Annotated in this window: 23 protein-coding genes; 20 read left to right on the top strand and 3 right to left on the bottom strand. The window is 63.1% G+C overall.

Translation table 11 applies throughout. The features are described from left to right. Positions 1-130: 130 nt before the first annotated feature. Both pknB and IWX88_RS07255 read right to left on the bottom strand, forming a co-directional pair. Positions 131-2,077 (bottom strand): Stk1 family PASTA domain-containing Ser/Thr kinase, encoded by a 1,947-nt coding sequence (gene pknB, locus IWX88_RS07250; RefSeq protein WP_196828690.1) that lies wholly within the window; start codon positions 2,075-2,077, stop codon positions 131-133. 147 nt (positions 2,078-2,224) lie between these two features. Beyond that, positions 2,225-3,565 (bottom strand): LysM peptidoglycan-binding domain-containing protein, encoded by a 1,341-nt coding sequence (locus tag IWX88_RS07255; protein ID WP_196828691.1) that lies wholly within the window; start codon positions 3,563-3,565, stop codon positions 2,225-2,227. Positions 3,566-3,846: 281 nt separating this feature from the next. On the opposite strand from IWX88_RS07255, the gene IWX88_RS07260 reads away from it, so the two are divergent. After that, positions 3,847-4,188, top strand: coding sequence for an Rv2175c family DNA-binding protein (locus IWX88_RS07260; RefSeq protein WP_370568229.1), 342 nt, complete (start codon positions 3,847-3,849; stop codon positions 4,186-4,188). A 26-nt stretch (positions 4,189-4,214) separates the two neighbouring features. On the opposite strand, the gene IWX88_RS07265 is transcribed toward IWX88_RS07260, so the two are convergent. After that, positions 4,215-5,336 (bottom strand): polyprenyl synthetase family protein, encoded by a 1,122-nt coding sequence (locus IWX88_RS07265; protein ID WP_196828693.1) that lies wholly within the window; start codon positions 5,334-5,336, stop codon positions 4,215-4,217. A 76-nt stretch (positions 5,337-5,412) separates the two neighbouring features. Between IWX88_RS07265 and IWX88_RS07270 the strand changes: the two genes are divergently transcribed. The 19 genes from IWX88_RS07270 to lspA all read left to right on the top strand — a co-directional run bounded on the left by IWX88_RS07270 (position 5,413) and on the right by lspA (position 25,050). Then, the gene (locus IWX88_RS07270) at positions 5,413-5,778 is read left to right on the top strand and encodes a DUF3040 domain-containing protein (RefSeq protein ID WP_196828694.1); all 366 of its coding nucleotides are present in this window, start codon (positions 5,413-5,415) and stop codon (positions 5,776-5,778) included. A 399-nt stretch (positions 5,779-6,177) separates the two neighbouring features. Then, positions 6,178-6,609: a division/cell wall cluster transcriptional repressor MraZ gene (mraZ, locus tag IWX88_RS07275; RefSeq protein WP_196828695.1), complete on the top strand. Its 432-nt coding sequence runs from the start codon at positions 6,178-6,180 to the stop codon at positions 6,607-6,609. 108 nt (positions 6,610-6,717) lie between these two features. After that, complete coding sequence (rsmH, locus tag IWX88_RS07280; RefSeq protein WP_196828697.1) at positions 6,718-7,671, top strand: 16S rRNA (cytosine(1402)-N(4))-methyltransferase RsmH; 954 nt, start codon at positions 6,718-6,720, stop codon at positions 7,669-7,671. Beyond that, positions 7,668-8,282, top strand: a complete 615-nt coding sequence (locus IWX88_RS07285) for a hypothetical protein (protein ID WP_196828699.1) — start codon at positions 7,668-7,670, stop codon at positions 8,280-8,282. Before rsmH ends, IWX88_RS07285 begins: the two co-directional genes overlap by 4 nt. Positions 8,283-8,327: 45 nt before the next feature. Next, complete coding sequence (locus IWX88_RS07290; RefSeq protein ID WP_196828701.1) at positions 8,328-10,115, top strand: penicillin-binding protein 2; 1,788 nt, start codon at positions 8,328-8,330, stop codon at positions 10,113-10,115. A gap of 13 nt (positions 10,116-10,128) precedes the next feature. Beyond that, entirely contained in the window at positions 10,129-11,667 is a 1,539-nt protein-coding gene (locus IWX88_RS07295; protein ID WP_196828702.1) for a UDP-N-acetylmuramoyl-L-alanyl-D-glutamate--2,6-diaminopimelate ligase, read from the top strand. Next, positions 11,668-13,071, top strand: a complete 1,404-nt coding sequence (gene murF / locus IWX88_RS07300) for a UDP-N-acetylmuramoyl-tripeptide--D-alanyl-D-alanine ligase (RefSeq protein ID WP_196828704.1) — start codon at positions 11,668-11,670, stop codon at positions 13,069-13,071. Beyond that, positions 13,072-14,172, top strand: a complete 1,101-nt coding sequence (mraY, locus tag IWX88_RS07305; RefSeq protein ID WP_196828706.1) for a phospho-N-acetylmuramoyl-pentapeptide-transferase — start codon at positions 13,072-13,074, stop codon at positions 14,170-14,172. It begins immediately after the preceding gene. Then, the gene (gene murD, locus IWX88_RS07310; protein WP_196828708.1) at positions 14,172-15,695 is read left to right on the top strand and encodes a UDP-N-acetylmuramoyl-L-alanine--D-glutamate ligase; all 1,524 of its coding nucleotides are present in this window, start codon (positions 14,172-14,174) and stop codon (positions 15,693-15,695) included. Before mraY ends, murD begins: the two co-directional genes overlap by 1 nt. Continuing rightward, positions 15,658-16,920: a putative lipid II flippase FtsW gene (gene ftsW / locus IWX88_RS07315; RefSeq protein WP_196828710.1), complete on the top strand. Its 1,263-nt coding sequence runs from the start codon at positions 15,658-15,660 to the stop codon at positions 16,918-16,920. The genes murD and ftsW overlap by 38 nt, the downstream gene beginning before the upstream one ends. Continuing rightward, positions 16,917-18,008 carry a UDP-N-acetylglucosamine--N-acetylmuramyl-(pentapeptide) pyrophosphoryl-undecaprenol N-acetylglucosamine transferase gene (locus tag IWX88_RS07320; RefSeq protein ID WP_196828712.1) on the top strand — a complete coding sequence of 364 codons (1,092 nt, stop codon included), beginning with the start codon at positions 16,917-16,919 and terminating at the stop codon, positions 18,006-18,008. Before ftsW ends, IWX88_RS07320 begins: the two co-directional genes overlap by 4 nt. Further along, positions 18,005-19,423 (top strand): UDP-N-acetylmuramate--L-alanine ligase, encoded by a 1,419-nt coding sequence (gene murC / locus IWX88_RS07325; protein ID WP_196828714.1) that lies wholly within the window; start codon positions 18,005-18,007, stop codon positions 19,421-19,423. Before IWX88_RS07320 ends, murC begins: the two co-directional genes overlap by 4 nt. Beyond that, the gene (locus tag IWX88_RS07330) at positions 19,420-20,400 is read left to right on the top strand and encodes an FtsQ-type POTRA domain-containing protein (protein WP_196828716.1); all 981 of its coding nucleotides are present in this window, start codon (positions 19,420-19,422) and stop codon (positions 20,398-20,400) included. The genes murC and IWX88_RS07330 overlap by 4 nt, the downstream gene beginning before the upstream one ends. A gap of 145 nt (positions 20,401-20,545) precedes the next feature. Next, entirely contained in the window at positions 20,546-21,721 is a 1,176-nt protein-coding gene (ftsZ, locus tag IWX88_RS07335) for a cell division protein FtsZ (protein WP_196828718.1), read from the top strand. Beyond that, positions 21,687-22,394 (top strand): YggS family pyridoxal phosphate-dependent enzyme, encoded by a 708-nt coding sequence (locus IWX88_RS07340; RefSeq protein ID WP_196828720.1) that lies wholly within the window; start codon positions 21,687-21,689, stop codon positions 22,392-22,394. Before ftsZ ends, IWX88_RS07340 begins: the two co-directional genes overlap by 35 nt. Positions 22,395-22,429: 35 nt before the next feature. Beyond that, complete coding sequence (locus IWX88_RS07345) at positions 22,430-22,918, top strand: cell division protein SepF (protein WP_196828722.1); 489 nt, start codon at positions 22,430-22,432, stop codon at positions 22,916-22,918. Positions 22,919-22,976: 58 nt separating this feature from the next. After that, positions 22,977-23,282, top strand: coding sequence for a YggT family protein (locus IWX88_RS07350; protein ID WP_370568230.1), 306 nt, complete (start codon positions 22,977-22,979; stop codon positions 23,280-23,282). Positions 23,283-23,492: 210 nt separating this feature from the next. After that, positions 23,493-24,401 (top strand): DivIVA domain-containing protein, encoded by a 909-nt coding sequence (locus IWX88_RS07355; RefSeq protein ID WP_196828724.1) that lies wholly within the window; start codon positions 23,493-23,495, stop codon positions 24,399-24,401. Then, on the top strand, positions 24,388-25,050 hold the full coding sequence (gene lspA / locus IWX88_RS07360; protein WP_231368937.1) for a signal peptidase II: 663 nt from the start codon (positions 24,388-24,390) through the stop codon (positions 25,048-25,050). Before IWX88_RS07355 ends, lspA begins: the two co-directional genes overlap by 14 nt. Positions 25,051-25,053: the final 3 nt, after the last annotated feature.

A 25,053-nucleotide genomic window follows, 5' to 3' on the forward strand; every position in this document is an offset into this window, starting at 1 on the left:
CCGGGTGTGCGGCGGGCAGAATACGGGGGCCTGGGTTGGTGGGAGTCGTCCATCGTCCAATTAGGGTACGGGATCGAAGCTGGGTCCCCCCGGGAACCGCCTGCGAACTCCGGCTATCGGGCGTCAACTATTAATTGATCTTGAGGGTGACAACAACTGTCGAGCCCTTATCTACTTGAGTTCCCGTTCCCGGCTGAACCGATTTCACGATCGCGCTGTTCGGCGCCGCGGAGATAAGTTCGCTAATCCCATCCCCGAATTTGATCTTAAAACCGGCGTCTGTCAGCATCTTCTTCCCCACTGCCCAGGTCTGGCCGACAACATCCGGCACCGCAACCTGCTCCTTGCCCTTCGACACGGTGAGGGACACGGAGTTTCCGGGGCGCACCACCTGCCCGTCGGCGAGCTCGATGCCAATCACGTTTCCCGCTGGGATCGAATCGCTGAAGGTGTTTCGGCCAGAGGTGGCGGTGATGTTCACAACCTTGAGTTTCTGGGTGGCATCCGCGACGCTGAGGCCGGCCACGTCCGGTATTGCTCCGGCCGAGACGACCAGCGTGATGGGCTCCTGTTCGCTATAGGTCGCGGCGGTCGACAGATCAACGCCGCCGGTGCCGAATGCCGCGATCACGGTGTCCTTCGCGACCTTCGCATCGAACTGGCGGCTCGAGCCCTTCGGGTCATAGGTGAAGCGCGCATCGCCGATCTTCTGGATCGCAGTCTTCTCCGTCTGACCAACCAGCTCTGGCACAGAAAGCAACTGCGGCCCGGTCGAGATCAGCAGCGTCACCTGGCTGGCCTTAGCCACTCTGGTGCCGATAGCGGGCGTCGTGCGAACCACCGCACCTTTCGCGATCTTCACTGACGGTGCCTGTCCGATCGAGGGATTCACCGTAAATCCGAGACCGGTCAGGGTGGTGGATGCTGCCGCTGGCGACTGCCCGGCAAGGTCGGGGATCACCACCTGTGAGCCCGGCCCCGCACCGAAGTACCACCCGGTGCCGCCAGCAAGCGCCGCGATGAGAATGACCAGCGCGAACAGCCAGAACCCCTTCCGTCGCCTCCGGTCACTATTTCCCGCGAGCTGGGTGGCCGATTCCGTCAGGATCGGACCGGTGCGGTGACGGGGCTTGGTCGAGAGGATCTGGGTATCGCCGGTGTTCGAGGGCACAGCCACCGCAGAGGGCATGATCATCGTGCGCTGGGCAACAGTCGCGGTGGTCGGCTCATCGAGTCGCAGTAGTGCTTCCGTCTCGTGCAGCTGGTCGAGCATGGCCTTGGCGTCCCGTGGGCGCTGTTCGGGATCCCGCGCTGTGGCCCAGAGCACGAGCTCATCGAGCTCGGCCGGCACCCGGGGGTTCTTGGTACTCGGGGTCGGCACGGTGTCATTGGCGTGCTGGTGCGCGATCTGGAACGCCTGCTCACCCCTGAACGGCTGCTCACCGGCCAGCATCTCGTAGAGCATGATGCCGACGGCATAGATGTCGCTCCGGGTGTCGGCCACTCCACGGGTCACCAGCTCGGGGGAGAGGTAGGCGATCGTGCCGAGCAGTGCATTACCGGTAGCGGTGTTCGCGGATGCCGCGCGCGCGAGCCCGAAGTCGCCGATCTTGATCCGACCATCGTCCGCGAGTAATACATTCTCGGGCTTCAGGTCGCGGTGCACGATGCCATTTTTGTGGGCGGCGGCGAGCCCGGACAGGATGGCTTCCATGATGTCCATCGTCTGCATCGTGGTGAGCACCTTGTGCTCCATGAGCAGGTCTCGCAGCGTGATGCCCGGCAGGTATTCCATGACCAGATAGGCGGTCTCGCCATCCTGTCCCTGGTCGTAGACATTCACGACATTCGGATGTGCCAGTCGGGCCGCCGACCGCGCTTCCTGAATAAAACGCGCTTTGTATTGTGAATCGTCGGCCAAGTGACCGTGCATGACCTTGATCGCAACCCGTCGTTCCAGCCGCAGGTCGGTGGCGAGGTACACCGTCGCCATCCCGCCGCGCGCAATGCGTGAGCGCACCTGGTATCGACCGTCGACAAGACGCCCGATCAGGGGGTCAGTACTGCTGGTTGTCACGAGTCAAGTCTAGGGATCGACTGCCGAATCATCTGGCTAAAACACCGGCCGTGCGCCACGTCGGTCGGGTGCAGTGGTGCAATCGTTATGTTGGGCAGATGCGGTGGCGGGCAGATGCGGTGGCGAGCAGATGCGGTGGTCGGTAGGTCAGCGGATGGTGGCGAGCCAGGAACGCGCCGAGGTTTCCCACTTGGCGTAGGCCGCCGGGTAGCCGGAGAGCTGAACCGCCTGGGCGGCATCCGTCACCGACTTGGTCTGCCATCCGGGGATGTCGAGAAGTCCACGGGTGAATGCGGCATTGGGGTTCTTCGGTCCACCGAAGAACAGCCGGGCTGAGTACGTGGGGTCCAGAATCTTCTCGGGAGTGCCCCATCCGGTGCTCGGGCGTTGCTGAAAGATGCCGATCGAGTCGCGATCGCCATAGTTGAGGTTGCGGAGCCCGGACTCCTGGGCTGCTGCCGCGAGGGCCACAACCAGGCCGTACTCCGGCACGCCGAGTGAGCGACCGACCGTCACGATGGTGCGCGCGTTGGTGGCCATCTCGCTGGTGAGAGCAACGACGACGCTCGGCGAAGCCGGCACGACAGCCGAGCTGTTCGATGAGGCAGGCACGACAGTGGGAGCGCTCGGGATGGTGAGTGTGCGCCCTCCGTAAATGATGCTCGACCAGGTGAGGTTGTTCGCCGTGAGAATGGCCTGAACTGTCACGCCGAATTTCGCGGCGATCTTGGTGATGGAGTCGCCGCTTGCGATCGTATAGGTCACCGGCGTCCTGGCCGCGGCGGGAGCGGAAGGAGCCTCGACTACCCGCACCTGGCTTGCTGGTGCAGCGGATGCCACACCGGTAGATCCCGGGATCGCGATGGTCTGGCCCGGGTAGATGATGCTCGTCCAGGCCAGTCCGTTGGCGCTCAAAAGCGTCTGGGTGGCGAGGCCGAACTTCGCAGCGATTCCGCCGATCGAATCGCCCTTTTGGATCGTGTATCGACCGGTGGGGGCGGCGATGGCGGGAGCCGCTGTGGCGACCACCCCGCTCGTGCCAAGTTTCAGAGTCTGTCCGGCGAAGATCACGGATTTCCAGCTGAGGCCGTTGAGGGCGAGAACGGATGCGGTGGCGAGGCCGTACCGTCCGGCGATTCCCGACACGGTATCGCCCGCGACCACGCGGTAGGTGGCAGGTGCTGCAGCGACTGCAGCAGTGACGGTGCCGTGCGACACCGAGGAGACTTCCGGGCTGGTCGTGGCGCGAGCGGCGGCAGTGAAGGCGTCACGGATGCTCTTACCGAGTTCAGCGGGAGTGGCCCGCGGCTTATCGCGGCGCAGGTCGGTCGTGTGGATCGGACCGGTGGCGTTGAGGCTCATCGCGATCGAGCCGACGAGCACGATCGGGAGAGTGGTGAACAGGCCACGGACGATTTTGTTGGGTTCGGGCCGAATGGGCTGCCGACGACTGGCGCCGCCGTTGTCCTGGTCGAAAGTCTTCGTCATCGCCACACCTCGATTGTCACCCGCCCCGAGACATCCCAGCCGGGAAGACACTCGAACTGTCAGGAGAACGCTGACACAGATCGATAGCAGTGTCAATTAGTGAGACGGATGTGGCTTGAGTTCAGTATGTTGCTTTAGTTAACAATGTTGCTTGGGTTAACAATGTTGTTCAGGTTAGTCATGTTATTTGAATTAACACAGTCGAAATAAGACGACGAAATGTGCGGATGAAATGGGCTTCGAGGTTTGCGTGTTGGCGCGGGTCTGGCAGCATTGGATCCGTGACTACTGCTTCAGATTTTCGCTGGCTTACCCTCCCGGAACTTGTGGACCTGCTCGGAATAGGAGTGTCCAAGGTGCGGCGACTCATTGAGGATCACACCCTGCTGGCCTCCCAGGTCGACGGAGTGTGGAAAGTGCCGGAGGTCTTCATCCGGGATGCGGAGCCGCTGTCCGAACTGCGTGGCACCATTCTGGTGCTGCATGACAGCGGTTTCAGCGACGATGAGGCAATGCGGTGGCTGCTCACCGTTGAAGAGAGCATCGGCATCGCCCCCATCGACGCGCTGCGCGCCGGGCGCAAGGCCGAGGTGCGTCGGGTGGCTCAGGCCCTCGGTTTCTAAGGTCCCGCCCGAGACGGCAGGGTCCGTCAGGCGGAACGCTTGATGACAGTGTCGGCAAGCTGCACGAGCTGCTGCTTCGATGCCTGACTGAGCGGGGCATCTTCGATTGCGGTAATCGCGAGTGCCACGTTGTGATCGATGATGCGCTCCACATGTTCGACCGCACCGCTGTCGCGAATGGATGCCTGGAGTATCGACACCTGCTGGGCGGAGAGTTCGGGGTCTCCGAGCAATTCGTCGAGCAGACTGGTCGAGCTGGCAGGGAGCTTGTTGCGGGCGAGGGCGATGAGCACGGTCCGTTTGCCCTCCCGCAGGTCGTCACCCGAGGGCTTGCCGGTGGTTTCCGGGTCGCCGAACACGCCGAGGAGGTCATCGCGTAATTGGTACGCGATTCCTAACGGGAGTCCGAATTCGCGCAGCGCGGAGACCTGCTTCTCGGATCCGCCGGCGAGGGCTGCACCGATCGCGAGGGGTGCTTCGATGCTGTATTTGGCAGATTTATAGACGATCACCCGGTGCGCACGAGACAGGAGATCCGGCTCCGGATAGTTGCGCCAGCTGCGTTCCTCGAGAACGTCGAGGTATTGGCCGACCGTCACTTCGGTGCGCATGCGGTTGAATTCAGCTCGCGCGGTCACCCGGGCAGCGGGAGAAGTCAGTGCCTGCAGGCCGGAGTCGAATAGTTCATCACTCCAGCTCAGCAGCAGATCGCCGAGCAACAGCGCCGCCGAGTCGCCAAAGGAGCGTGCACTTCCCGTCCAGCGACCGTCGTCGTGAAGCCCCTGGAATCGCTTGTGCGCGCTCGGCATACCGCGCCGGGTGTCTGAGTTGTCCATGATGTCGTCGTGCACGAGAGCGGCGGCGTGGAAAATCTCAAGGCCGCTCGCAGCACGCACGACAGCCGCGAAATCGCTTTCCGCGGAGCGATCGGGGATCACATCGAACGCGGGGACGTGGCCGCTCACAGACTGCCAGCCCCAGTAACAAAACAGCGCTCGAAAACGCTTCCCGCCCCGCAGCAAATCTCGGGAGAAGTCGATGAACGGCGCGAGGTCAGATCCAATGGAAGCGAGCAGGGGCTCACGCTCATCCAGAAAGGCATCGATGTCGCTCTGGACTAGGTCAACTAACCGCTTACTCTCAGACACTGTCATAGCCTAGCCACCTCGGAGAGCCTACAATTAGCACAGAGAGCCACAACCACTGGCCGGGGAAGGAGTCACCATGCCGCTGTCGGAACATGAACAGCAGCTCCTGGACGAGATGGAGCGCAGCCTCTATCACAGCGACGCCGACTTCGTCGCGACCGTCGGATCTGGTCGGGGACGACCCACGTACCGTTCCATCGTGATCGGTGTGCTTGTCGGTCTCGCGGGCATCGCCGTAATCGTCGCGGGAGTGATGCTGCAGTTGGCAATTCTCGGCGTCGCCGGATTTGCCGTGATGTTCGTTGGCGTACTCGTCTCGATCTCGGCACCGCGCCGAATTGTCGAAGAGGCACCACGGCCGACGCCTTCGCGCTCGAAGGCCACCTTCATGGATCGCATGAACGAGCGCTGGGACAAGCGTCAGGACGGACGCGAGCAGTAGGAACGCCAGCAGCAGGGACGCGTCACAAATATCGGCCGATCGCGAGATCGGCCTTTTTTGTGCCCTTTTCGCTCCGGATCGGGCGATGTTGCTCCATTTCCCTCCACTGAGCCTTTCCCTGTATGCCGGGGGTCGTGAACAAAGCAATCAGCAGCGTCAAGACCGGGCTTTGCGGCACACCCATGGCCGCGTTCCCCACATTCCGGGGCCTGGGCAGCCAGCAGGTACCGATCAGATCCCGTCATGTCGCGGAGAACGGCGGAAACGCCAACCACAACCTGAACTTATTGTTCGCGCATCAGTGGCATTTTTAGCCGATTTTTATTGTGAAGTGGTGGAGAGTGGAGTAAAGTGGAGGATATCTGAATCCGGGCCGGAGAATGAGGGGGAGAGTCTGCGATGTTTCTCGGTACGCACACCCCCAAACTCGACGACAAGGGCCGTGTCATCCTTCCGGCGAAGTTCTGGTCGGAGCTCGAATCCGGCATCGTGATTACCCGGGGCCAGGAGCGGTGCCTCTACGTTTTTTCCACCCGCGAGTTTGAGGAGCTGCACGACCGAATCCGCCAGGCCCCGGTCACGAGCAAGCAAGCGCGGGACTACCTGAGGCTCTTTCTCTCCGGAGCGAACGCCGAAGTGCCGGATGTCCAGCATCGCGTCACGATTCCCGCCGGACTGCGTGCCTACGCCGGACTCGGTCGCGACCTCACCGTGATCGGCGCGGGCAACCGCGCCGAGATTTGGGACACCACCGCCTGGGAGACCTACTACTCCGAACAGGAGACTGCGTTCGCCGAGACCCCTGAGGAGGTGATCCCCGGGCTCTTCTAGCGTCCCTGTTCCTGACTCCCAGCCGTCGATTCGCCCTGACATCACTTCCCCGGTGACAGGTCGGACGGATGGGGATCAGGAGCAGGGAACTGCAGAACCACTGGCAACATGGTCGACAACAGTATCCACACCCCCGTCATGCTCGAACGCACGATAGAGCTGCTCAGCCCGGCCCTGTCTCGGCCGGGAGCAGTGCTCGTCGACGCCACACTCGGCATGGCCGGGCACGCCGAGGCTTTTCTCCAGCGTTTCCCCGGGCTTGTGCTCGTCGGTCTCGATCGCGACACCGATGCTCTCTCCATCGCGGGGGAGCGTCTCGAGCCCTTCGGTGACCGAGTGCACCTTGTCCACACGGTCTATGACCGGTTCGAAGAGTCCCTTGACGATTTGGGGTTTACCGAGCCGGCCGGCATTCTCTTCGATCTCGGCGTCTCATCGCTTCAGCTCGATCGGGTTGAGCGCGGTTTCTCCTACTCCAAAGATGCTCCACTGGACATGCGGATGGACGCGACATCCCCGCTCACCGCCGAGCGCATCCTCGCGGAGTACAGCGAGTCAGAGCTGCGTCGTATCTTCTGGGAGTTTGGCGAGGAACGTCTCGCCCAGCGCTACGCGAAAAAGATCGTGGAAACCCGTCAGACCCGACCGCTTCTGCGCTCCGCCGAGCTCGTCGAACTGATTACCGCAGCGACACCCGTTGCGATCCAGCGCAAGGGACATCCAGCCAAACGGGTCTTCCAGGCGCTGCGCATCGAGGTGAACCAGGAGCTCGCGGTGCTCGAGCGTGCAATCCCGGCCGCCATTCGCGCTCTCGCCGTCGAGGGTCGGATGGTCGTGCTCGCCTACCAATCACTCGAGGACCGCATCGTGAAGCGGGCGCTGGCCGCGGCATCCTCTTCCACCGCCCCTGCGGGGCTTCCGATCGAGCTGCCGGAACACCGTGCAGAACTCAGACTGCTCGTGCGCGGTGCCGAACTCGCCACCGATGACGAGAAAAACGCGAACCCGCGGTCGACCTCAGTGCGGTTGCGCGCCGCCGAACGCATTCGGAGGGCAGCATGAGCAACAGTCTCGCCATCGATCCGTCGGTATTCCCACCGGCAATACCGGATAGCCAGCCGCGCCATATCGAGATCGTGTCGACCCGCGGCCAGAAGCGGGCGCGCCCCAAAGTTGTTTATGCGCTCGTCGCCATTGCTGGACTTTTCGTCATCCTGATGGCCCAGTTGCTCCTGAGTATCTGGCTGTCGGATGGCGCGTATCAGATTTCTGGATTGCAGCAAACCCAGCGCGACCTGTCTCGTGACCAGCAAGCTCTCGGTGAGACGCTCAGCGTGCTGCAGTCTCCGCAAAACCTCGCGGGTCAGGCGTCCGCGCTCGGAATGGTCATGAACACCGGCAGTCAGGGCTACCTCAGTCTGTCGGGGGGTGTCAGTCGCGCCCCGACTGCGGCGACCGCCGATACCTCCGTCGCTGCGGATGCCGCGCTCTACACCCCTAACGCGCTCATCACCCCTGACATCTCGGCTCTCGGAGCCGCAGCCGCAGCAGCCGCAGCGGAAGCGGAAGCGGCGGGCACGGGCGCGCCTTCCGGATCCACGGGTACGGGTTCTGTAGCGTCCACCCCGGGAAGTAGCGCACCCAATGCCTTACCGTCACCGGTGACCCGCTGACCCGCTGATCATCCGCACCACCGAAACTTCGTGAAGGAGGCGCCAGTGACCAATCCCCGCCGCAGCCGCCGCCGCCTCGCCCTAGCGATCGTGATGGTGTTCGCCGTCGTTGGTGTCTTCGCGGTGCGTCTTGTCGACATCCAAATCGTGCGTGCCGACCAGCTCACCTCTGACGCGCTCAATAAACGTGCGGTCGAAATTCCCACGTACGCGGCACGCGGAGACATCGTGGACACCAACGGTGTGGCATTGGCCAACAGTGTCAATCGCTACGACGTTGCTGTCTCTCCGATGAACTTCGCGAAGATGGATTCGGATGGCGGTTTCACGGTCCGCGCAGAGGACGGCAAGAAAACCACGGTGACGGTGCTGCAGGCCGCGACCGACCTCGCGACACTGACACAGCAGGACCCGGCAACCGTGTACCAGTCGATGACCCAGAATCCGAAGTCGAACTACGCTCTGGTCACCAAGTCCGTCGACCTCGCAACACGGCGTGCGATCGAGAAGCTCAAAATCCCAGGCATCGTCTTCCAATTCCATCCCAAGCGCACCTATCCGAACGGTGCCGTTGCCGGCAACCTCACGGGCTATATGAGCACGGACGGACCGGGTGGCGGGCTCGAGGTCACCGCGAAAGACTGCCTGACTAGCGTCAACGGGGCCACCAGCTACGAGCAGGGCGCAGACGGCGTGCAGATTCCGGGCAGTGCTGTCACACGCAAGACAGCCACGCCCGGTGGCACGCTCACGCTCGCAATCGACAGCGACCTTCAGTGGTTCTCCACGCAGGCCGTCGCCGAGCAGGGCACCGCGATCGGAGCTACGTCCGGCACCGCAGTCGTGCTTCGCATCAAAGACTTCCACGTCATGGCGGCCACCGACTGGCCGGCGGTCGACCCCAACAACATCGACGGATCGGACGTCGCGAACTTCGGATCACAGGCGTTTACTGCCGCATACGAGCCCGGGTCGGTCTTCAAGGCGATGTCTGCCGCGATCCTGCTCGATTCCGGCATCGGATCGCCGACCATGCAGGCAACCGTGCCCTCGCGGTGGGCAACGCCAGAGGGTGGGTTCGTGCGCGATGCCACAGCGCATCCGACCCAACAGCTCACTCTCACCGGCGTCCTGCAGAACTCGTCGAACGTCGGCATCTCGATGCTCGGGTCTCAGGTGCCGGAGGATGTGCGTCTCGCCTACATGAAGAAGTTCGGCCTCGGTCAAAAGACCGATATCAATTTCCTGGGTGAGGGGACCGGCAGCCTGGGTGTCACCGGCAACAGTTCCAAACCGTGGGACAACCAGAGCAAATACAACGTGCTCTACGGACAGGGCGTTTCTGCCACAGCACTGCAGGTGGCACAGATTTTTGGAACCCTGGGCAATGGCGGCATGAGACTGCCACTGACCCTGGTGGAGAACTGTACGAAAGCCGACGGCACCGTGACCGGTATTCCTTCGACCACAGGAACACGGGTCGTCTCCGAAAGCACAGCGAAGACAGTTGTGAACATGCTCGAAAGTGTCGTGCAGGGTGGTGAGCTCTCGTCGGCGGTGAATATTCCGGGATACCGTGTGGCGGGTAAGAGTGGCACAGCCGAGGTAGCGGGACCCGGTGGCTACACCTCTGATCGCATCGTGTCTTTCGCCGGAATCGCCCCGGCCGAGGACCCGCAATACGTCGTCGTCGTGACCTACACCAAGCCAGCTACGATGAGAACGTCGGCTGCTGCGGCGCCGACTTTCAAGAAGATTATGTCCCAAGTGCTCACAAAGTACCGGGTACCCCCGTCGAAAACACCATCCACCTACCCGGCGACGACATGGTGAGGAAGTAGCTGCTGTGAGCGCACGGATCCCCCCGGTACTGCGGCCGGAGCATCCGCTGGCCAGGCCTCTTACCGCACTCATTTCTGAGTTCGGGCTCGGCTCGGTCGGCTCGCCCGATGGCGTCGAAATCACCGGAGTCACCCTTCGCTCGACCGAGGTGGAGGCCGGAGACCTGTACGTGGGCATCCAGGGATTGCACAGCCACGGCGCACAGTACGCGTCCCAGGCTGCCGCGAGCGGGGCGGTCGCGGTGCTCACCGACGCAGCCGGAGCGAGCTTGGCCGCCAACAGCGGGGTGCCGATCGTGATCGTGGACTCTCCGCGTGCGGCTCTCGGCACTATTTCGGCCTGGGTGTATCGCACCAACGAGAATCCGCCCCTCATGTTCGGTGTCACCGGCACAAATGGAAAGACCTCCACCGCCTACATCCTCGAAGCGATTCTCAAGCAGCTCGGGCTCGTGACCGGACTCTCCTCCACCGCCGAACGCCATATCGGGGACGAGAGCGTCGTCTCGCGGCTCACGACCCCGGAGGCGAGCGAGATGCACGCGCTGCTGGCCCGGATGCGCGAGAGACACGTGCGAGCTGTGGCCGTGGAGGTCAGCGCACAGGCGCTCACCAGCAACCGGGTCGATGGCCTCATGTTCGATGTCGTAGCCTTCACCAACCTCAGCCACGACCATCTCGATGACTATGTCGACATGGAGGAGTATTTCGAGGCAAAGCTCGATTTCTTCGATCTGAAGCGCGGACGGCGGGGCGTCGTCTCGCTCGACACAGTCTGGGGCCAGAAGGTCGTCGACCGTTCGCGAATCCCCGTCACGACACTCTCAGCGACGCGCGGTGTCGTGGCGCAGTGGAACGTCGAGATTCTCGACGAGCGCGCGTCCGGTGTCGAATTCACCCTCACCGGCCCCCAGGGGCGCTCGATCACCACCCATGTGCCGCTCATCGGCTGGCACATGGCGGCGAACGCTGCCCTCGCGATCGTGATGCTGGTCGAGGCCGGGTTTGACCTCGATGCCATCGGCCAGGCCGTGGAAAATGGCATCGACGCCTACCTACCCGGGCGCACCGAGCGGGTCTCCGGTGACAGCGGCCCCAGCGTTTACGTTGATTTCGGCCACAGCCCTGATGCCTTTCTCAACACTCTCGGTGCGGTGAGCAAGTTCACCACCGGCCGCGTGATCATGGTCTTCGGCGCCGATGGCGACCGTGATGCTACTAAACGCCATGAGATGGGCCGGGTTGCGTCGGAAGGCTCGGATATCCTGGTGATCACCGACCATCACCCCAGATTTGAAGATCCGGAATCGATTCGGGCGACCCTGATCGAGGGTGCAAATCTCGCGGAGCACCCGGCCGAATTGCATGAGGTATCTCCGCCGGAGAAGGCGATTCGCGCGGCGGTTGCGCTCGCGAAGGCGGGCGACTCCATCCTTTGGGCCGGCCCCGGCCACCAGGACTACCGCGACATCCGGGGCGAGCGCACACCCTACTCTGCCCGCGCGGAGGCCAGGGCGGCCCTGCGGGAAGCGGGTTGGGTCTAGATGATCTCCCTCACTCTTGGCGAACTCTCGTCGGCCGTCGGCGGAACCCTGCATCTTGCTCCTGACGCCCACGACTCCGACCAGATCACCGGATCTGTGCTGACCGACTCCCGACTCGTCACCCCCGGTTCGATTTTCATCGCCCTTCCCGGAGAGGTGTCTGACGGACACCTCTTCGTGCCGTCCGCCATGGACAGCGGTGCAGCCGTCGTGCTCGTCGATCACCTGCTCGAACTCCCGGTGTGCCAGATCGTGGTCGAGGATACGCTCACCGCCCTTGCCGATCTTGCTCGATTCGTGGTCGCAACGGTGCGTGCTCGGGGCGAGCTTCGAGTCATCGGCATCACCGGCTCGAACGGCAAGACCACAACCAAGAACATGCTGCGGGCGGTGCTCGAGACCGCCGGCGCGACGATCGCCCCGCCCGGCTCGTACAACAACCAGGTCGGGGCACCGCTCACCATGCTCTCCATCGACCTCGATACGCGTTTTCTCGTGGTGGAGATGGGGGCTGCCGGAATCGGGGAGATCGCCCGAACCGTGGGCATCGCCATCCCGGATATCTCGGTCGTGCTCAAGGTGGGACTGGCTCACGCCGGAGCATTCGGCGGTATCGAACAGACTCAGCTGGCCAAGTCCGAGATCGTGACCCAACTTTCGGCTGATGCCGTCGCGGTGCTCAACATCGATGACGAACGGGTAGCGGCGATGGTCACGCTCACGAAGGCGCGCCCGGTGTGGTTTGGCCTGGATGCTTCGGCCGACGTGCGCGCGGATGACCTTCGCACCACCGCTTCCGGTACCGCGTTCACACTCATCGAGGGCGACATCCACCGGCCCGTCCTGCTCAGGATCCTCGGAGAGCACCACGTGATGAACGCGCTGGCCACCCTCGCAGTAGCCCGTGAGCTCGGTGTCGACCTCGACATCGCCATCCGCGCGCTCGAGGCTGTGCCGCGCGCTGAGCGCTGGCGCATGGAAGTGTTGACCAGGGCGGACGGTGTCGTGGTGATCAACGATGCCTACAATGCGAGTCCCGACTCGATGTCGGCTGCACTGAAGGCCCTGGCGCAGGTCGTCACAGCCGGCCAGCGGTCGATCGCGATTCTCGGCGAGATGACTGCCCTCGGAGAGTTTTCCGATGAGGAACACGACCGTATCGGTCGGCTCGTCGTTCGCCTGAACATCCACAAGCTCATCGTCGTGGGCCACGGTGCTCGGCACATCCACAATGCCGCCGGACGGGAAGGCTCCTGGGATGGGGAATCGATGCTCGTTGAGACCGCCGACGAGGCATACGAACTGCTTCGTGGCGATGTGCGTGCCGGCGACGTCGTGCTCGTGAAGTCGTCGAAGTCTGCCAATCTTCGATTTCTCGGGGACCGGATAGGCGAGGTGAGCTGAGTGATTGCGCTCCTCACCGCCGGCGGCGTCAGCATGGTCTTCACGCTGCTGCTGACACCGTTATTCGCCCGCACCTTCCGGCGGCTCAAGCTTGGCCAGTTCATCCGCGCCGACACCCCGACGGCCCACGTGATGAAGCGTGGAACGCCGTCGATGGGGGGAATCGTCTTCGTTACCGCGTCGATCGTCGGCTATTTTGTCGGGCATCTCGTGGCGGGAGACTCTGTCGCGGGCTCCGGGATCCTGGTGCTCGCCATGATGGCCGGGGTCGGTCTTATCGGTTTCATCGATGACTTCCTCAAGGTCAAGCGCCAAAACAGCATCGGGCTCGCCGGACCATACAAAATCCTCGGCACAGTGATCGTGGCCATCGTGTTCGGCATAATTTCACTTGTGTACCGGGATGCCAATCGCCGCACTCCCGCCTCCACGGCGATTTCATTCGTGCGCGATCTCAACTTCGATTTCGTTGCCGTCTTCGGCACGACCGTGGGTATCGCCCTGTTCATCGCCTGGATCGCGCTGATCACCACGGCAACGACGAACGCAGTGAACCTCGCTGACGGTCTCGACGGACTGGCCGCCGGATCCTCGATCCTCGCGATCGGTTCGTACATCTTCATCGGCTTCTGGCAGTCGAACCAGTCGTGCTTCAGCGCGAAAGTCGGCGAGAACCTGTTCAAGTGCTACACCGTGTCACGCCCCTTTGATATTGCGGTGGTGGCTGCAGCAATCGTCGGTGCGCTCATCGGCTTCCTCTGGTGGAACACGGCACCCGCGCAGATCATGATGGGCGACACCGGGTCGTTCGCCCTCGGGGGAGCACTTGCTGCCCTCGCGATCCTCTCCCGCACCGAGCTGCTCCTGATGTTGATCGGTGGTCTGTTCCTCGTGATCACCGGGCAGGTGATCGTTCAGCGCATCTACTTCAAGGTCACCCATGGCAAACGCATCTGGCGAGCGAGCCCGCTGCATCACCACTTCGAAATGAAGGGCTGGGCCGAGGTCACGATCGTCGTGCGCTTCTGGATCATCTCCGCCCTGTTCGTCGCTGCGGGAGTTGGCACCTTTTACTTCGAATGGCTCTCTCGGGTTCGCTGATGACACGAACAGCGGATGATGTTGCGGGACTCACCGGCTGGAACGCCGACTGGGCTGGGCTTCGAGTCGCAGTGCTCGGTCTTGGCCTCACTGGTTTCTCTGTTGCGGACACCCTCGCAGAGCTGCGGGCGGAAATGATCGTGCTCGCGGATCGGGCGGATGAAGACATCGCCGACCTGCTCGACGTAATCGGCGTCCGCCTGTTGCGGGATGACCTCGAAAGCGAGCTTGCGACCTTTGCCCCCGAGCTTGTTGTGGTGTCACCGGGCTTTGCTCCGACGCATCCGCTCGTTGAGTGGTGCATCTCAGCTGGCGTGCCGATCTGGGGGGATATCGAATTGGCCTGGCGCCTGCGTGACCGCTCCGGGCGAGTAGCCGACTGGATTGCGATCACCGGCACCAATGGAAAGACCACCACGACCCAGCTCACCACCGCGATGCTTGTCGCCGGTGGTAAGCGGGCGATCGCGTGTGGAAACGTCGGGAGTGCGGTGCTCGATGCCGTGCGCGATCCGATCGGGTTCGACGCTCTCGTCGTCGAACTCTCGAGTTTTCAGCTGCACTACCTGCACTCGATGTCCGCTTTCTCCAGTGTGTGCCTCAATGTCGCCGTCGACCATATCGACTGGCATGGCTCCGAACAGGCGTATCGCGCGGCCAAGGCACGCATCTACGAGCGCACCCGGGTCGCCTGCGTCTACAACCTCGAAGATGCCGCCACCCGAGAATTCGTTGAAGATGCAGAGGTGGTGGACGGATGTCGTGCGATCGGCTTTGGTCGCGGGCTTCCCGGCCCGAGCGATATCGGCCTCGTCAACGAGATCGTGGTGGACCGCGCGTTCCTTCCCGACCGTTGGCGTTCCGCCACCGAGATCACCACCGTCGATGAACTCGACACCGTCGGGCTCGGCTCGCCGCACATGATCGCGAACGTGCTGGCGGCCTGCGCACTCGCCCGATCTTTCGACGTGTCACCCGGTGACATCCGCACCGCTCTGCTGGCATTCAAAACGGATAACCACCGAACCCAGACGATTCTCGAGCGGGCCGGGATCCGCTGGGTGAATGATTCGAAGGCAACCAATCCCCATGCCGCCCAGGCGGCGCTGGAATCCTTCGATTCCGTGGTCTGGGTGGTCGGTGGCCTGCTCAAGGGGGTTGATATCACCGAACTGGTGGCGGGCAATCGGGAGCGCCTGCGTGCGGCAATCCTGATCGGGGCCGATCGCTCGGCACTGCGCGACGCGTTCGCGCGACACGCGCCCGCGCTGCCGGTGTTCGAGGTCGACACGGCCGAAACTGGGGTGGTGATGCCGACAGTCGTCAGACTGGCGGTGTCGGTAGCCCAACGCGGGGACACGGTACTGCTCGCGCCGGCGGCTGCATCCATGGACCAGTTCACCGATTACGCCGACCGGGGCAACCGGTTCGCCGAGGCGGTACGAGAAGCAGACCACGAACGAGAGACAGACGGAGAGGCCACGGATGACGACGAGCCCCCCGCGACCGCGGTCGAAGGGTAGGCCGGCGGCTCGCCCGGTGAATCCGTCCTCCTCGGATGACTCACGCGGGCCTGCTGCCATCGTCACCGTCAAGCGCCTGTTCACCGCCGAGACTGGCAACTATTTCCTCCTGCTCGGAACGACCCTGTTCCTGGTGGTGTTCGGCCTCATCATGGTTCTCTCCTCATCGGCGGTCGAGTCATTCATCACGAGCGGTGACTTCTTCAACGGTTTCGTGCGCCAGGTGGCATTCGCCGCTTTCGGTGTACCGCTGATGCTGGTCGCCGCTCGACTTCCTGTGTTTTTCTGGAAGAAGTGGGCCGGCCGTCTGATGGCTTTCGCGATCGGGCTCCAACTGCTGGTCTACATCCCCGGTATCGGTGTCGAAGTCAATGGAAACCGCAACTGGATCAACATCGCCGGTTTCACTGCCCAGCCGTCGGAACTCGTCAAGGTTGCGCTCGTGCTCTGGCTCGCTAAGTCCCTCGCGGCTATCCAGGACCGCCTCGGGGACTGGCGTGCACTCGCAAAGCTGCTCATCCCAGCCGGAATCGCGACAGTTCTCAACCTCATTGGCGGCGACGTCGGCACGGTGATCATCTTTATCGCGATCATCTTCGCCGCTCTCTTCTTCGCCGGAGTCAATCTGCGGTTGCTCGCAGTGCCGCTTGTCGTGCTCGCGTTGGCTGGGGCGTCACTCTCCCTCGGCTCCAGCTCACGGGCGGCCCGGATCGCCCAGTTTGTCAGGGGGTGTCAGACCGACTCTGATCCCCTCGGATTGTGCTGGCAGACAGTCCACGGTTGGTGGGCCCTGGCCTCCGGAGGGATCTTCGGCGTGGGGCTCGGCAACTCGAAGCTCAAGTGGTCGTGGTTACCCGAAGCGGCAAACGACTTTATTTTTGCCATCATCGGTGAAGAGCTCGGGCTCATTGGAGCCATTCTCGTGCTCGTACTTCTCCTCGTGCTCGCAATCACCTTCCTGAGGATCATCCGAGCGCGTCGGGAGACCGACGCATTCGCTCGCGTTGCCGTGAGTGCTGTGCTGGTCTGGATCATCGGACAGGCCTTCGTCAATATTGCCGTCGTACTTGGACTGTTGCCCGTGCTGGGGGTTCCGCTTCCCCTGATCTCATCGGGCGGGTCAGCGCTCACCACCACGCTGCTCGGCATCGGAATCGTTTTGTCCTTTGCCCGCCACGCTCCGGATGTCGAATCGGCACCTATGACCAGCGGTCGCGCGGCGTGACTCGGTACCTTCTGGCCGGCGGGGGAACCGCCGGCCACGTCAATCCGCTGCTCGCCGTCGCCGACCGGCTCGTCCTGCGGCAGCCGACTGCCGTGATCTTTGTGCTTGGCACAGCGGAGGGACTCGAGTCCCGTCTCGTACCCGCGAGAGGATATGAGCTGCTGGTCGTGCCGCGACTTCCCTTTCCCCGCCGTCCGAATGCAGCCGCGGCGCGGTTTCCCGGCCGGTTCACCCGACTGGTCGACGAGATCAGGGCACTGATCCGCGAGCACCACATCGATGTGGTCGTCGGGTTCGGTGGCTACGTCTCCGCTCCGGCCTACCTCGCGGCGCGTCGCGAAAGAGTTGCCATCGCCATCCACGAAGCTAATGCACGACCCGGGATGGCGAATCAGCTCGGGGCCAGGCTCACTCGTTTTGTCGGTACCGCCTTTCGATCCGCCCGTCTTCCGCACGCCCGTTTCGTCGGTATGCCGCTGCGCCGGGAGCTGGAATCTCTCGACCGACCGGAGAAACGGCGTGAGGCCCAGGAGTTCTTCGGACTCTCCCCATCGCGCCCGACCCTGCTTGTGACCGGAGGTTCCCAGGGTGCGCTTCACATCAATGAGGTGGTGAACGCGGCGGCGGCAGCGATCATCGGGGCCGGTTGGCAGATAGTGCATGTCACGGGAGAACGTTCACCCCTTCCCCCTACCGAGCTGGCGCACTACCTCCTGATGTCGTACTGCGATCGAATGGATCTCGCTATTTCCGCAGCGGATCTGGCTATAGCCCGGGCCGGGGCCGCGACCGTCAGCGAGTTCAGTGCCCTCGGGGTGCCAGCGGTCTACGTGCCACTCGCGGTCGGGAACGGCGAACAGCGACTCAACGCGCGCGACGTGGTCGCTGCCGGTGGTGCACTTCTCGTAGCCAATGCGGAGTTCTCTTCGCCCTGGATCCGTGACTTTCTAGTGCCACTCCTGGAGGATCGCGTGCGCATAGCGGACATGGCTGCGCGTGCTCTCCCGGTCGGTGCGCTCGATGGCGCAGACCGCATGGTGGACCTCGTCGAGGACGCCCGTGCCGCCTCTGCAACGGTGGTCCCGTGATCAAATCAGACTTCTCCCAGTCGGTGCCAGAGAACCTCGGCTGCGTGCACTTTGTCGGCATCGGCGGTGCCGGTATGAGCGGAATCGCCCGCCTTTTTCTCGACGCCGGGCTGCGGGTGACCGGGTCGGACATTCGCGCGACGGAGGCGGTCGAAGCCCTTCGGGCGAGTGGAATACCGGTGGCTATCGGTCATGTTGCCGAGAATATCGACGGTGCCGACACGCTTGTCGTCACCGGGGCGATCACGGAGGACAACCCGGAATTTCTGGCAGCACTCGAGCGTGGTATCCCGGTCGTTCACCGCGCGAAGGCACTGGCCCGGCTTACCCGCAATCACCGCGTGGTCGCGGTAGCCGGAGCCCACGGTAAGACCACGTCCACCGCCATGATCGTGACCGCGATGCTCGAGCTCGGGAAGGATCCGAGCTTCGTCAACGGGGGAGTGATCCGCTCGCTCGGGGTGAGTGCCGCCACCGGGGTAGGCGAGGTGTTCGTGGTCGAAGCGGATGAGTCGGACGGCTCATTCCTGCTCTACGACACCGCGATCGCGCTCATCACCAACGTCGATCCGGACCACCTCGACCACTACGGTTCGGAAGAAGCTTTCGAGGAGGCCTTCGTCACCTTCGCGCGCACAGCATCCGAACGGGTCATCATCTCGAGCGATGACGCTCGTTCCGTCAGCGTGACAACCCGCCTCGGCGATCGCAGCGTGCTCACTTTCGGGCAGCATGCGGATGCCGATGTGCGGCTGCACTCCATCGAGAGCACCGAAACGGTTGCGTTCACCATTGACTACCGCGGTGCCGACTACGCAACGCGGCTCCGGGTAGCCGGTCTGCACAATGCGCTCAATGCCGCCGGTGCGTTCGGAGTGCTCGTCTCCCTCGGAATCGAACCGCAGGCTGCCCTCGACGCCATTGCCGGGTTCGACGGTACTGAGCGACGCTTCGAGCTGCGCGGCAACGTGCGCGGAGTCAGCGTCTACGACGACTTCGCACATCACCCCACCGAGATCAGGGCCGCACTCTCGGGTGCCCGCGGGGTCGTCGGCGCTGGCCGGCTCATCCCGATCTTTCAGCCCCACCTCTACTCACGCACGAAACAGCTGGCCGCAGAATTTGCATCGACCTTCGAGACGCTGGCCGACATCACGATCATCGTGCCGATCTACGGTGCCCGCCAGGACCCGGAGCCCGGTGTCACGGGAGAACTCATCAGTCGGCTTTTTCGCGATCAGTCGCGCGTGCACTATTTCGACAACTGGCAGGATGCCGCACGCTTCGCGGCGTCGATCGCCCGGGAGGGCGACTTCGTGATTCCCATGGGCGGTGGCGACGTCTACCGGATGATCCCGGAACTGCTCGAAACCCTTGCACTGTCACCGGGCCGACCTCTGATCGGCCCCAGATGAAGAGGCCGGAGGGGTTCGATCGGACGCCACAGTCGACCACCGGAGCGACACCGCCTCGGAAGACCCCTGCGCAGAAGAAGTCTGGGCAGAAGACGCCCGAGCAGAAGAAGTCTGGGCAGGCTGGCCAGCCGCCTGTCCCGATTTCAGAACCAGCCCTGCTGAAACGGCGTGGACGCACCCGACCGGCACCGATATCCGAACAACCCGCGGATACCGCGGCCCGTCACGCTCTCAAACAGGCAGAGAAGGCGCGCCGCGCCTATGAGCGCGGGGAGGCGCGTCGATTCACCCGTCGCTCCCGTCGTCGGCGCATCACCTGGCTGGTGAGCGGAGTGTCGTTCCTGCTGGTGATCGGGTTTGTCACCGGGGCTGTGTATTCCCCGCTTCTCTCGCTCACGACAATCCGGATCGAGGGAGCATCGCGAGTCAGTTCTTCGAGCGTTCGAGCTGCCGTCGGGGACCAGATCGGTCGGCCGCTCGCCCTCGTCGACTTCGACTCGATTACCCGGGCACTCGGCAGGTTCCCCCTGATCCGCAGTTTCGTGACGGAGACGGTGCCACCGGACACGCTGATCATCCGTATTGCCGAACGTGTGCCGATCGCCACGCTCGCAACCACACGCGGGTTCTCCGTCGTGGATCCGGCCGGCATCGTGATCGACAGTGCAGCGGAGCGCCAGCCGGGCTTTCCACTGATCGAACTCGGTTCCGCCACCGTAGGCAGCCCGGCCTTCACGGCGGCGGTGGGTGTTGTGCTCGCCCTCCCTCCGGATCTGTTGAAAAAAGTCGATACCGTGTCTGCCCAGACCGCGGATGACGTCACGCTGATGCTCACCGGTGGTCAGTCAGTGATCTGGGGGAGCCCGGAGCAATCTGCGCTCAAGGCGAAAGTGCTTGCCGCGGTGATCACCGTGGGCGGTGCGACCACTAAGTACGACGTGTCGGCTCCCAACCATCCGGTGCTCGGCGGCAACTGAGCTCAATCTTCTCGCGAATAGCCGACACGCTGGACGGCTTCGCGGCGCGAGCGTGACCTGACCCTTAACTTCAAATCAACAAACCTATACTGAGCATAACTTTAACGCTCAGGTAAAGGTTGAAAGTTCCTACCGGAGGCCGGACGTGACATCGAACCAAAACTACCTCGCCGTGATCAAGGTCGTCGGCATCGGCGGCGGCGGAGTCAACGCCGTCAATCGAATGATCGAGCTCGGCCTTCGCGGGGTTGAATTCATCGCCATCAACACGGATGCCCAAGCGCTGTTGATGAGCGACGCTGACGTCAAACTCGATGTCGGTCGTGAGCTCACCCGCGGACTCGGCGCAGGAGCGGACCCAGAGGTCGGCCGCCGCGCAGCCGAGGATCACGCGGAGGAGATCGAAGAGGCCCTCGCCGGTGCAGACATGGTCTTCGTCACCGCGGGAGAGGGTGGCGGTACCGGCACCGGTGGCGCGCCCGTCGTCGCCCGCATCGCCAAGTCCATCGGCGCGCTTACCATCGGCGTTGTGACACGTCCGTTCGGCTTCGAAGGCAAGCGCCGCGCCGCGCAAGCGGACGTCGGCGTCGCCGCACTCAAGCAAGAGGTCGACACCCTCATCGTCGTGCCAAATGACCGCCTGCTCGAAATCAGCGACCGCGGGATTTCGTTCCTCGAGGCGTTCGCGACAGCCGACCAGGTGCTGCTTGCTGGAGTGCAGGGAATTACCGATCTCATCACGACCCCCGGCCTGATCAACCTCGACTTCGCCGATGTCAAGTCCGTGATGCAGGGCGCAGGATCCGCTCTCATGGGTATCGGGTCGAGCCGCGGTGCCGACCGAGCGATCAAGGCCGCTGAACTGGCTGTTGCGAGCCCGTTGCTCGAAGCATCCATCGACGGGGCGCACGGCGTGCTGCTTTCGATTCAGGGTGGGTCCAACCTGGGAATTTTCGAGATCAACGATGCGGCCCGCCTTGTGCAGGAGGCCGTGCATCCCGAAGCCAACATCATCTTCGGTGCAGTGATCGACGACACCCTCGGGGACGAGGTGCGGGTCACCGTCATCGCTGCCGGCTTCGATGGCGGAGAGCCTGCGGTGAAGAAAGACGAGCGTCGGGGAAGAGCGGGAGGCACCGCGGGTGATGCTGCAGCGCACACGCCGGCGTTCGCGACGGCAGCAGCGGCCACCGGTGTTGTTGAGCCGGCGATACGCAGCGTACCCAATTGGGCGGCGGAGTCCGAGGTGCCGACGGCTCCAAAAGACCCGGTGTTCGATGATGGCGATGACGACCTCGATGTCCCTGACTTCCTCAAGTAACCCGTCGCTTGCCGAGCGTCTCGAAGAGGTGCGTTCCGGTATTTCAGCGGCGGTGCGCGAGGCTGGCCGAGCAGGAGAGGAGATCACGACAATCGTCGTGACCAAATTTCAACCGGCGTCGCTGGTGCGAGAGCTGTTCTCACTCGGAGTGACGGAGGTGGGGGAAAACCGCAACCAGGAGGCTCAGGCCAAGGCAGCGGAACTCGCCGATCTCGATCTGGGCTGGAACTTCGTCGGGCAGCTTCAGAGTAAGAAGGCAAAGCAGGCGCGCACCTACGTACATTCGGTGCACTCTCTCGATCGGGAGTCCGTCATCCAGGCACTTGGCAGCACTGATGGCACGACCATCGAATGTTTTGTCCAGCTCAACCTGACCGAAGATCCGGGTCGCGGGGGAGTGCAGGAAGCCGAGCTGGAGCGCATGACCGAGCTCGTGCTCTCCACCCCGGGACTCGAATTACTTGGAGTGATGGCAGTGGCTCCCGTCGGTGAGGAACCACGAGCGGCGTTTGTGCGGGTGCGCGAAGCATCTGCGCGGATGCTGAGCCTCGCGCCCGATGCGCGCTTCATCTCTACCGGGATGTCGGGCGACTATCGCGAGGCGATCCTCGAGGGTGCGACACACCTGCGGATTGGTTCCGCAATCACGGGAAACCGCCCGAACGCCGGTTAATCTTTACCCATCATTTCCACCACAGGAGGCACGTAATGGCTAATCCACTTCGCAAGACCATGGTCTACCTTGGCCTCGCCGATGAGGAGTTCGACTACCAGGAAGCCCCTCAAGCGGCTCCGGTGCCTGTCGCCAAGGACGCGCGGGAATCGGGCCACGCTCCGCAGGCCAGCGGCACCCGCGCCCCTGTCACTCCACTTCGCCGTGCTCCATCCCAAAAGAATGTTTCCAACTCCGAAATGAACGAGATTCTTACCGTCCACCCGCGCCATTACAAGGATGCCCAGGCCATCGCCGAGGCATTCCGCGACGGCATCCCGGTGATCATCAATCTCTCCCAAATGAGCGAGCCGGATGCGCGTCGACTCGTCGATTTCGCCAGCGGTCTTTCGCAGGGCCTCTACGGCAAGATCGAGCGGGTTACGAGCAAAGTATTCTTGCTGTCTCCGGCGCACGTTGCCGTGAGTGGTGACCAGGGCACCGACGACTCCGACGTCGATGCGAGCTTTTTCGCCCAGTCCTAAGCCAGCCGTTCGCCCTTCGCGGTAATTGGTTTGGGCGCGCGCGCCCTAGTCTGACAACGTGATCCTTTCCCCTCTCGCCATTCCGGCCAGCATCGTCTATTTTCTGTTGCTGATGTACTTCTTCGTCCTCTGGGGTCGCTTTATCCTCGACCTCGTGGGTAATTTTTCCCGCGGTTGGCGCCCACATGGTTTCGGCCTTGTGGTGTCGGAGGTCGTCTACGCCCTGACCGACCCGCCGATCTCGCTGGTACGACGAATCATCCCAACCATTCGTATCGGTGGGTTCGCACTCGACTTCGCCTGGAGCATCGTGATGATCGTCACGCTCATCCTGCTGTCGGTCGCATCCGCCTTCCGCGGGTGAGATATTGGGGAGGGCCACGCATCCTGCACAGCGTGTGGCCCGCCCGACCGGGGCGCGCCGCGTTGCGCGCCGGGTTGCACAGCACCCCTGTGTACTGTGGTGTCGTGGTTGAACACCACGGGATATCACGGCCCGACGAGGCCGCAGTTTGCTAGCGTTAGCTGACTGTTATTAACGCACTACCAGATGAGTTTTTTTGAGGTGGCACCCATGGCGCTTACGCCCGAAGATGTAGTCAACAAGCGATTCCAGCCGACCAAGTTCCGCGAGGGGTACGACCAGGACGAGGTCGATGACTTCCTGGATGAGATCGTGGTGGAACTCCGCCGTCTCACTCAGGAGAACGAGGAACTGCGCCAGCGCATCATCGCGGGCGAGTCCCGAATAAGCGAACTCCAGCGCAGTGCGGCTCAGCAGACGGCTTCTACCGAGCAGAGCCAACTTCCCGCCAGAGATTCAACGCTCTTCGGGGAAGCCCCGGTCGCCGCTCCACTACCAGCCCCGCTGCCCGTCCCGATGCCGGCCCTGGTCGCCACCTCGGCCGCGGATCAGGACGCGTACGATACTGGCAGTACCAACAATCTCCTTCAACTGGCGCGCAAGCTGCACGAGGAGCACGTGCGCGAGGGCATCGAGAAGCGTGACGCGCTCATCGCGGAGGGGCATGCCACGGCCGCTCGGGTGGTCAGCGAAGCCGAGGAAGCAGAGCGGGTGCAGAGCTCCCGACTGGACAGCGAACGGGCTGGCATTGAGCAGCAGATCGAATCCCTGCGGTCCTTCGAGCGCGAGTATCGCCAGAAGCTCAAGGGGTACATCGAGGCACAGCTGACCGAGCTCGACGCCACCGAGTCCACGTCCGCAACGACCCACACCCCGGTGCCGGGCTCTGGAAATTCGGGCTCTGCAAATTCGGGCTCTGCAAATTCGGGCTCAGGCAAATCGGGCTTAGGCAAATCGGGTTCTGCTAATTCGGGCTCTGCTAACTCGGGCTCTGCTAACTCGGCGCCAAGTGCGATGGTCGAGAGCGTGCCGGTGTCGGGCGCACCCTATGACCTCGGCTCCTCCGACGGCACTCCGGTTCCGCCGCCCGCCAGCTTCCGGGGCTTTGCCGGCAACTGAACCGCAGGCGAAGGATCCCGCGCCACCGGTCACGGGCGCGCCGGTCAGCATCCGGGCGCTCATTGCGCTGGCCCTCGTTGCGGTAGTCGCGTACAGTCTCGACCAATTCTCCAAGTTTCTCATCGTCGGTAATCTGACGGAGGGACAGCAGGTGAAGGCCATCGGGGAACTTCTTCAGTTCCACTTCGTCAGGAATCCCGGCGCAGCCTTCTCCCTCGCCAGTGGATCCACCTGGATCTTCTCCATCGCAGCGTCCGCCGTCACGATCTTCATTCTCGGTTTTGCTCGGCGCATCCGCTCCCTTGGCTGGGCAGTTTTGTTCGGGATGTTGCTCGGCGGCACCACCGGTAATCTCACTGATCGGCTATTTCGGGAGCCGGGCTTCGGAGTTGGACATGTCATCGACTTCATCCAGGTGCAGGGTTTTCCGGCTATTTTCAACACCGCGGATTCTTTCATCGTTGCGAGTATGGGGCTGTTTATCATCCTGACGATCCGTGGAGTCGGGCTCGATGGCCGTCGGATACCCGATCGAAAGACCGGCTCCGGTGGCACGTCTCTCGAGTCGGATCAGCCGATCGACAGCAGCACCGACACACAGGGCACCGGAGCACAGGGCACCGACATACAGGGCACCGAAACCAGGTAGGCA

This window comes from Frigoribacterium sp. CG_9.8 (assembly GCF_015751965.1).
GTDB lineage: Bacteria > Actinomycetota > Actinomycetes > Actinomycetales > Microbacteriaceae > Lacisediminihabitans.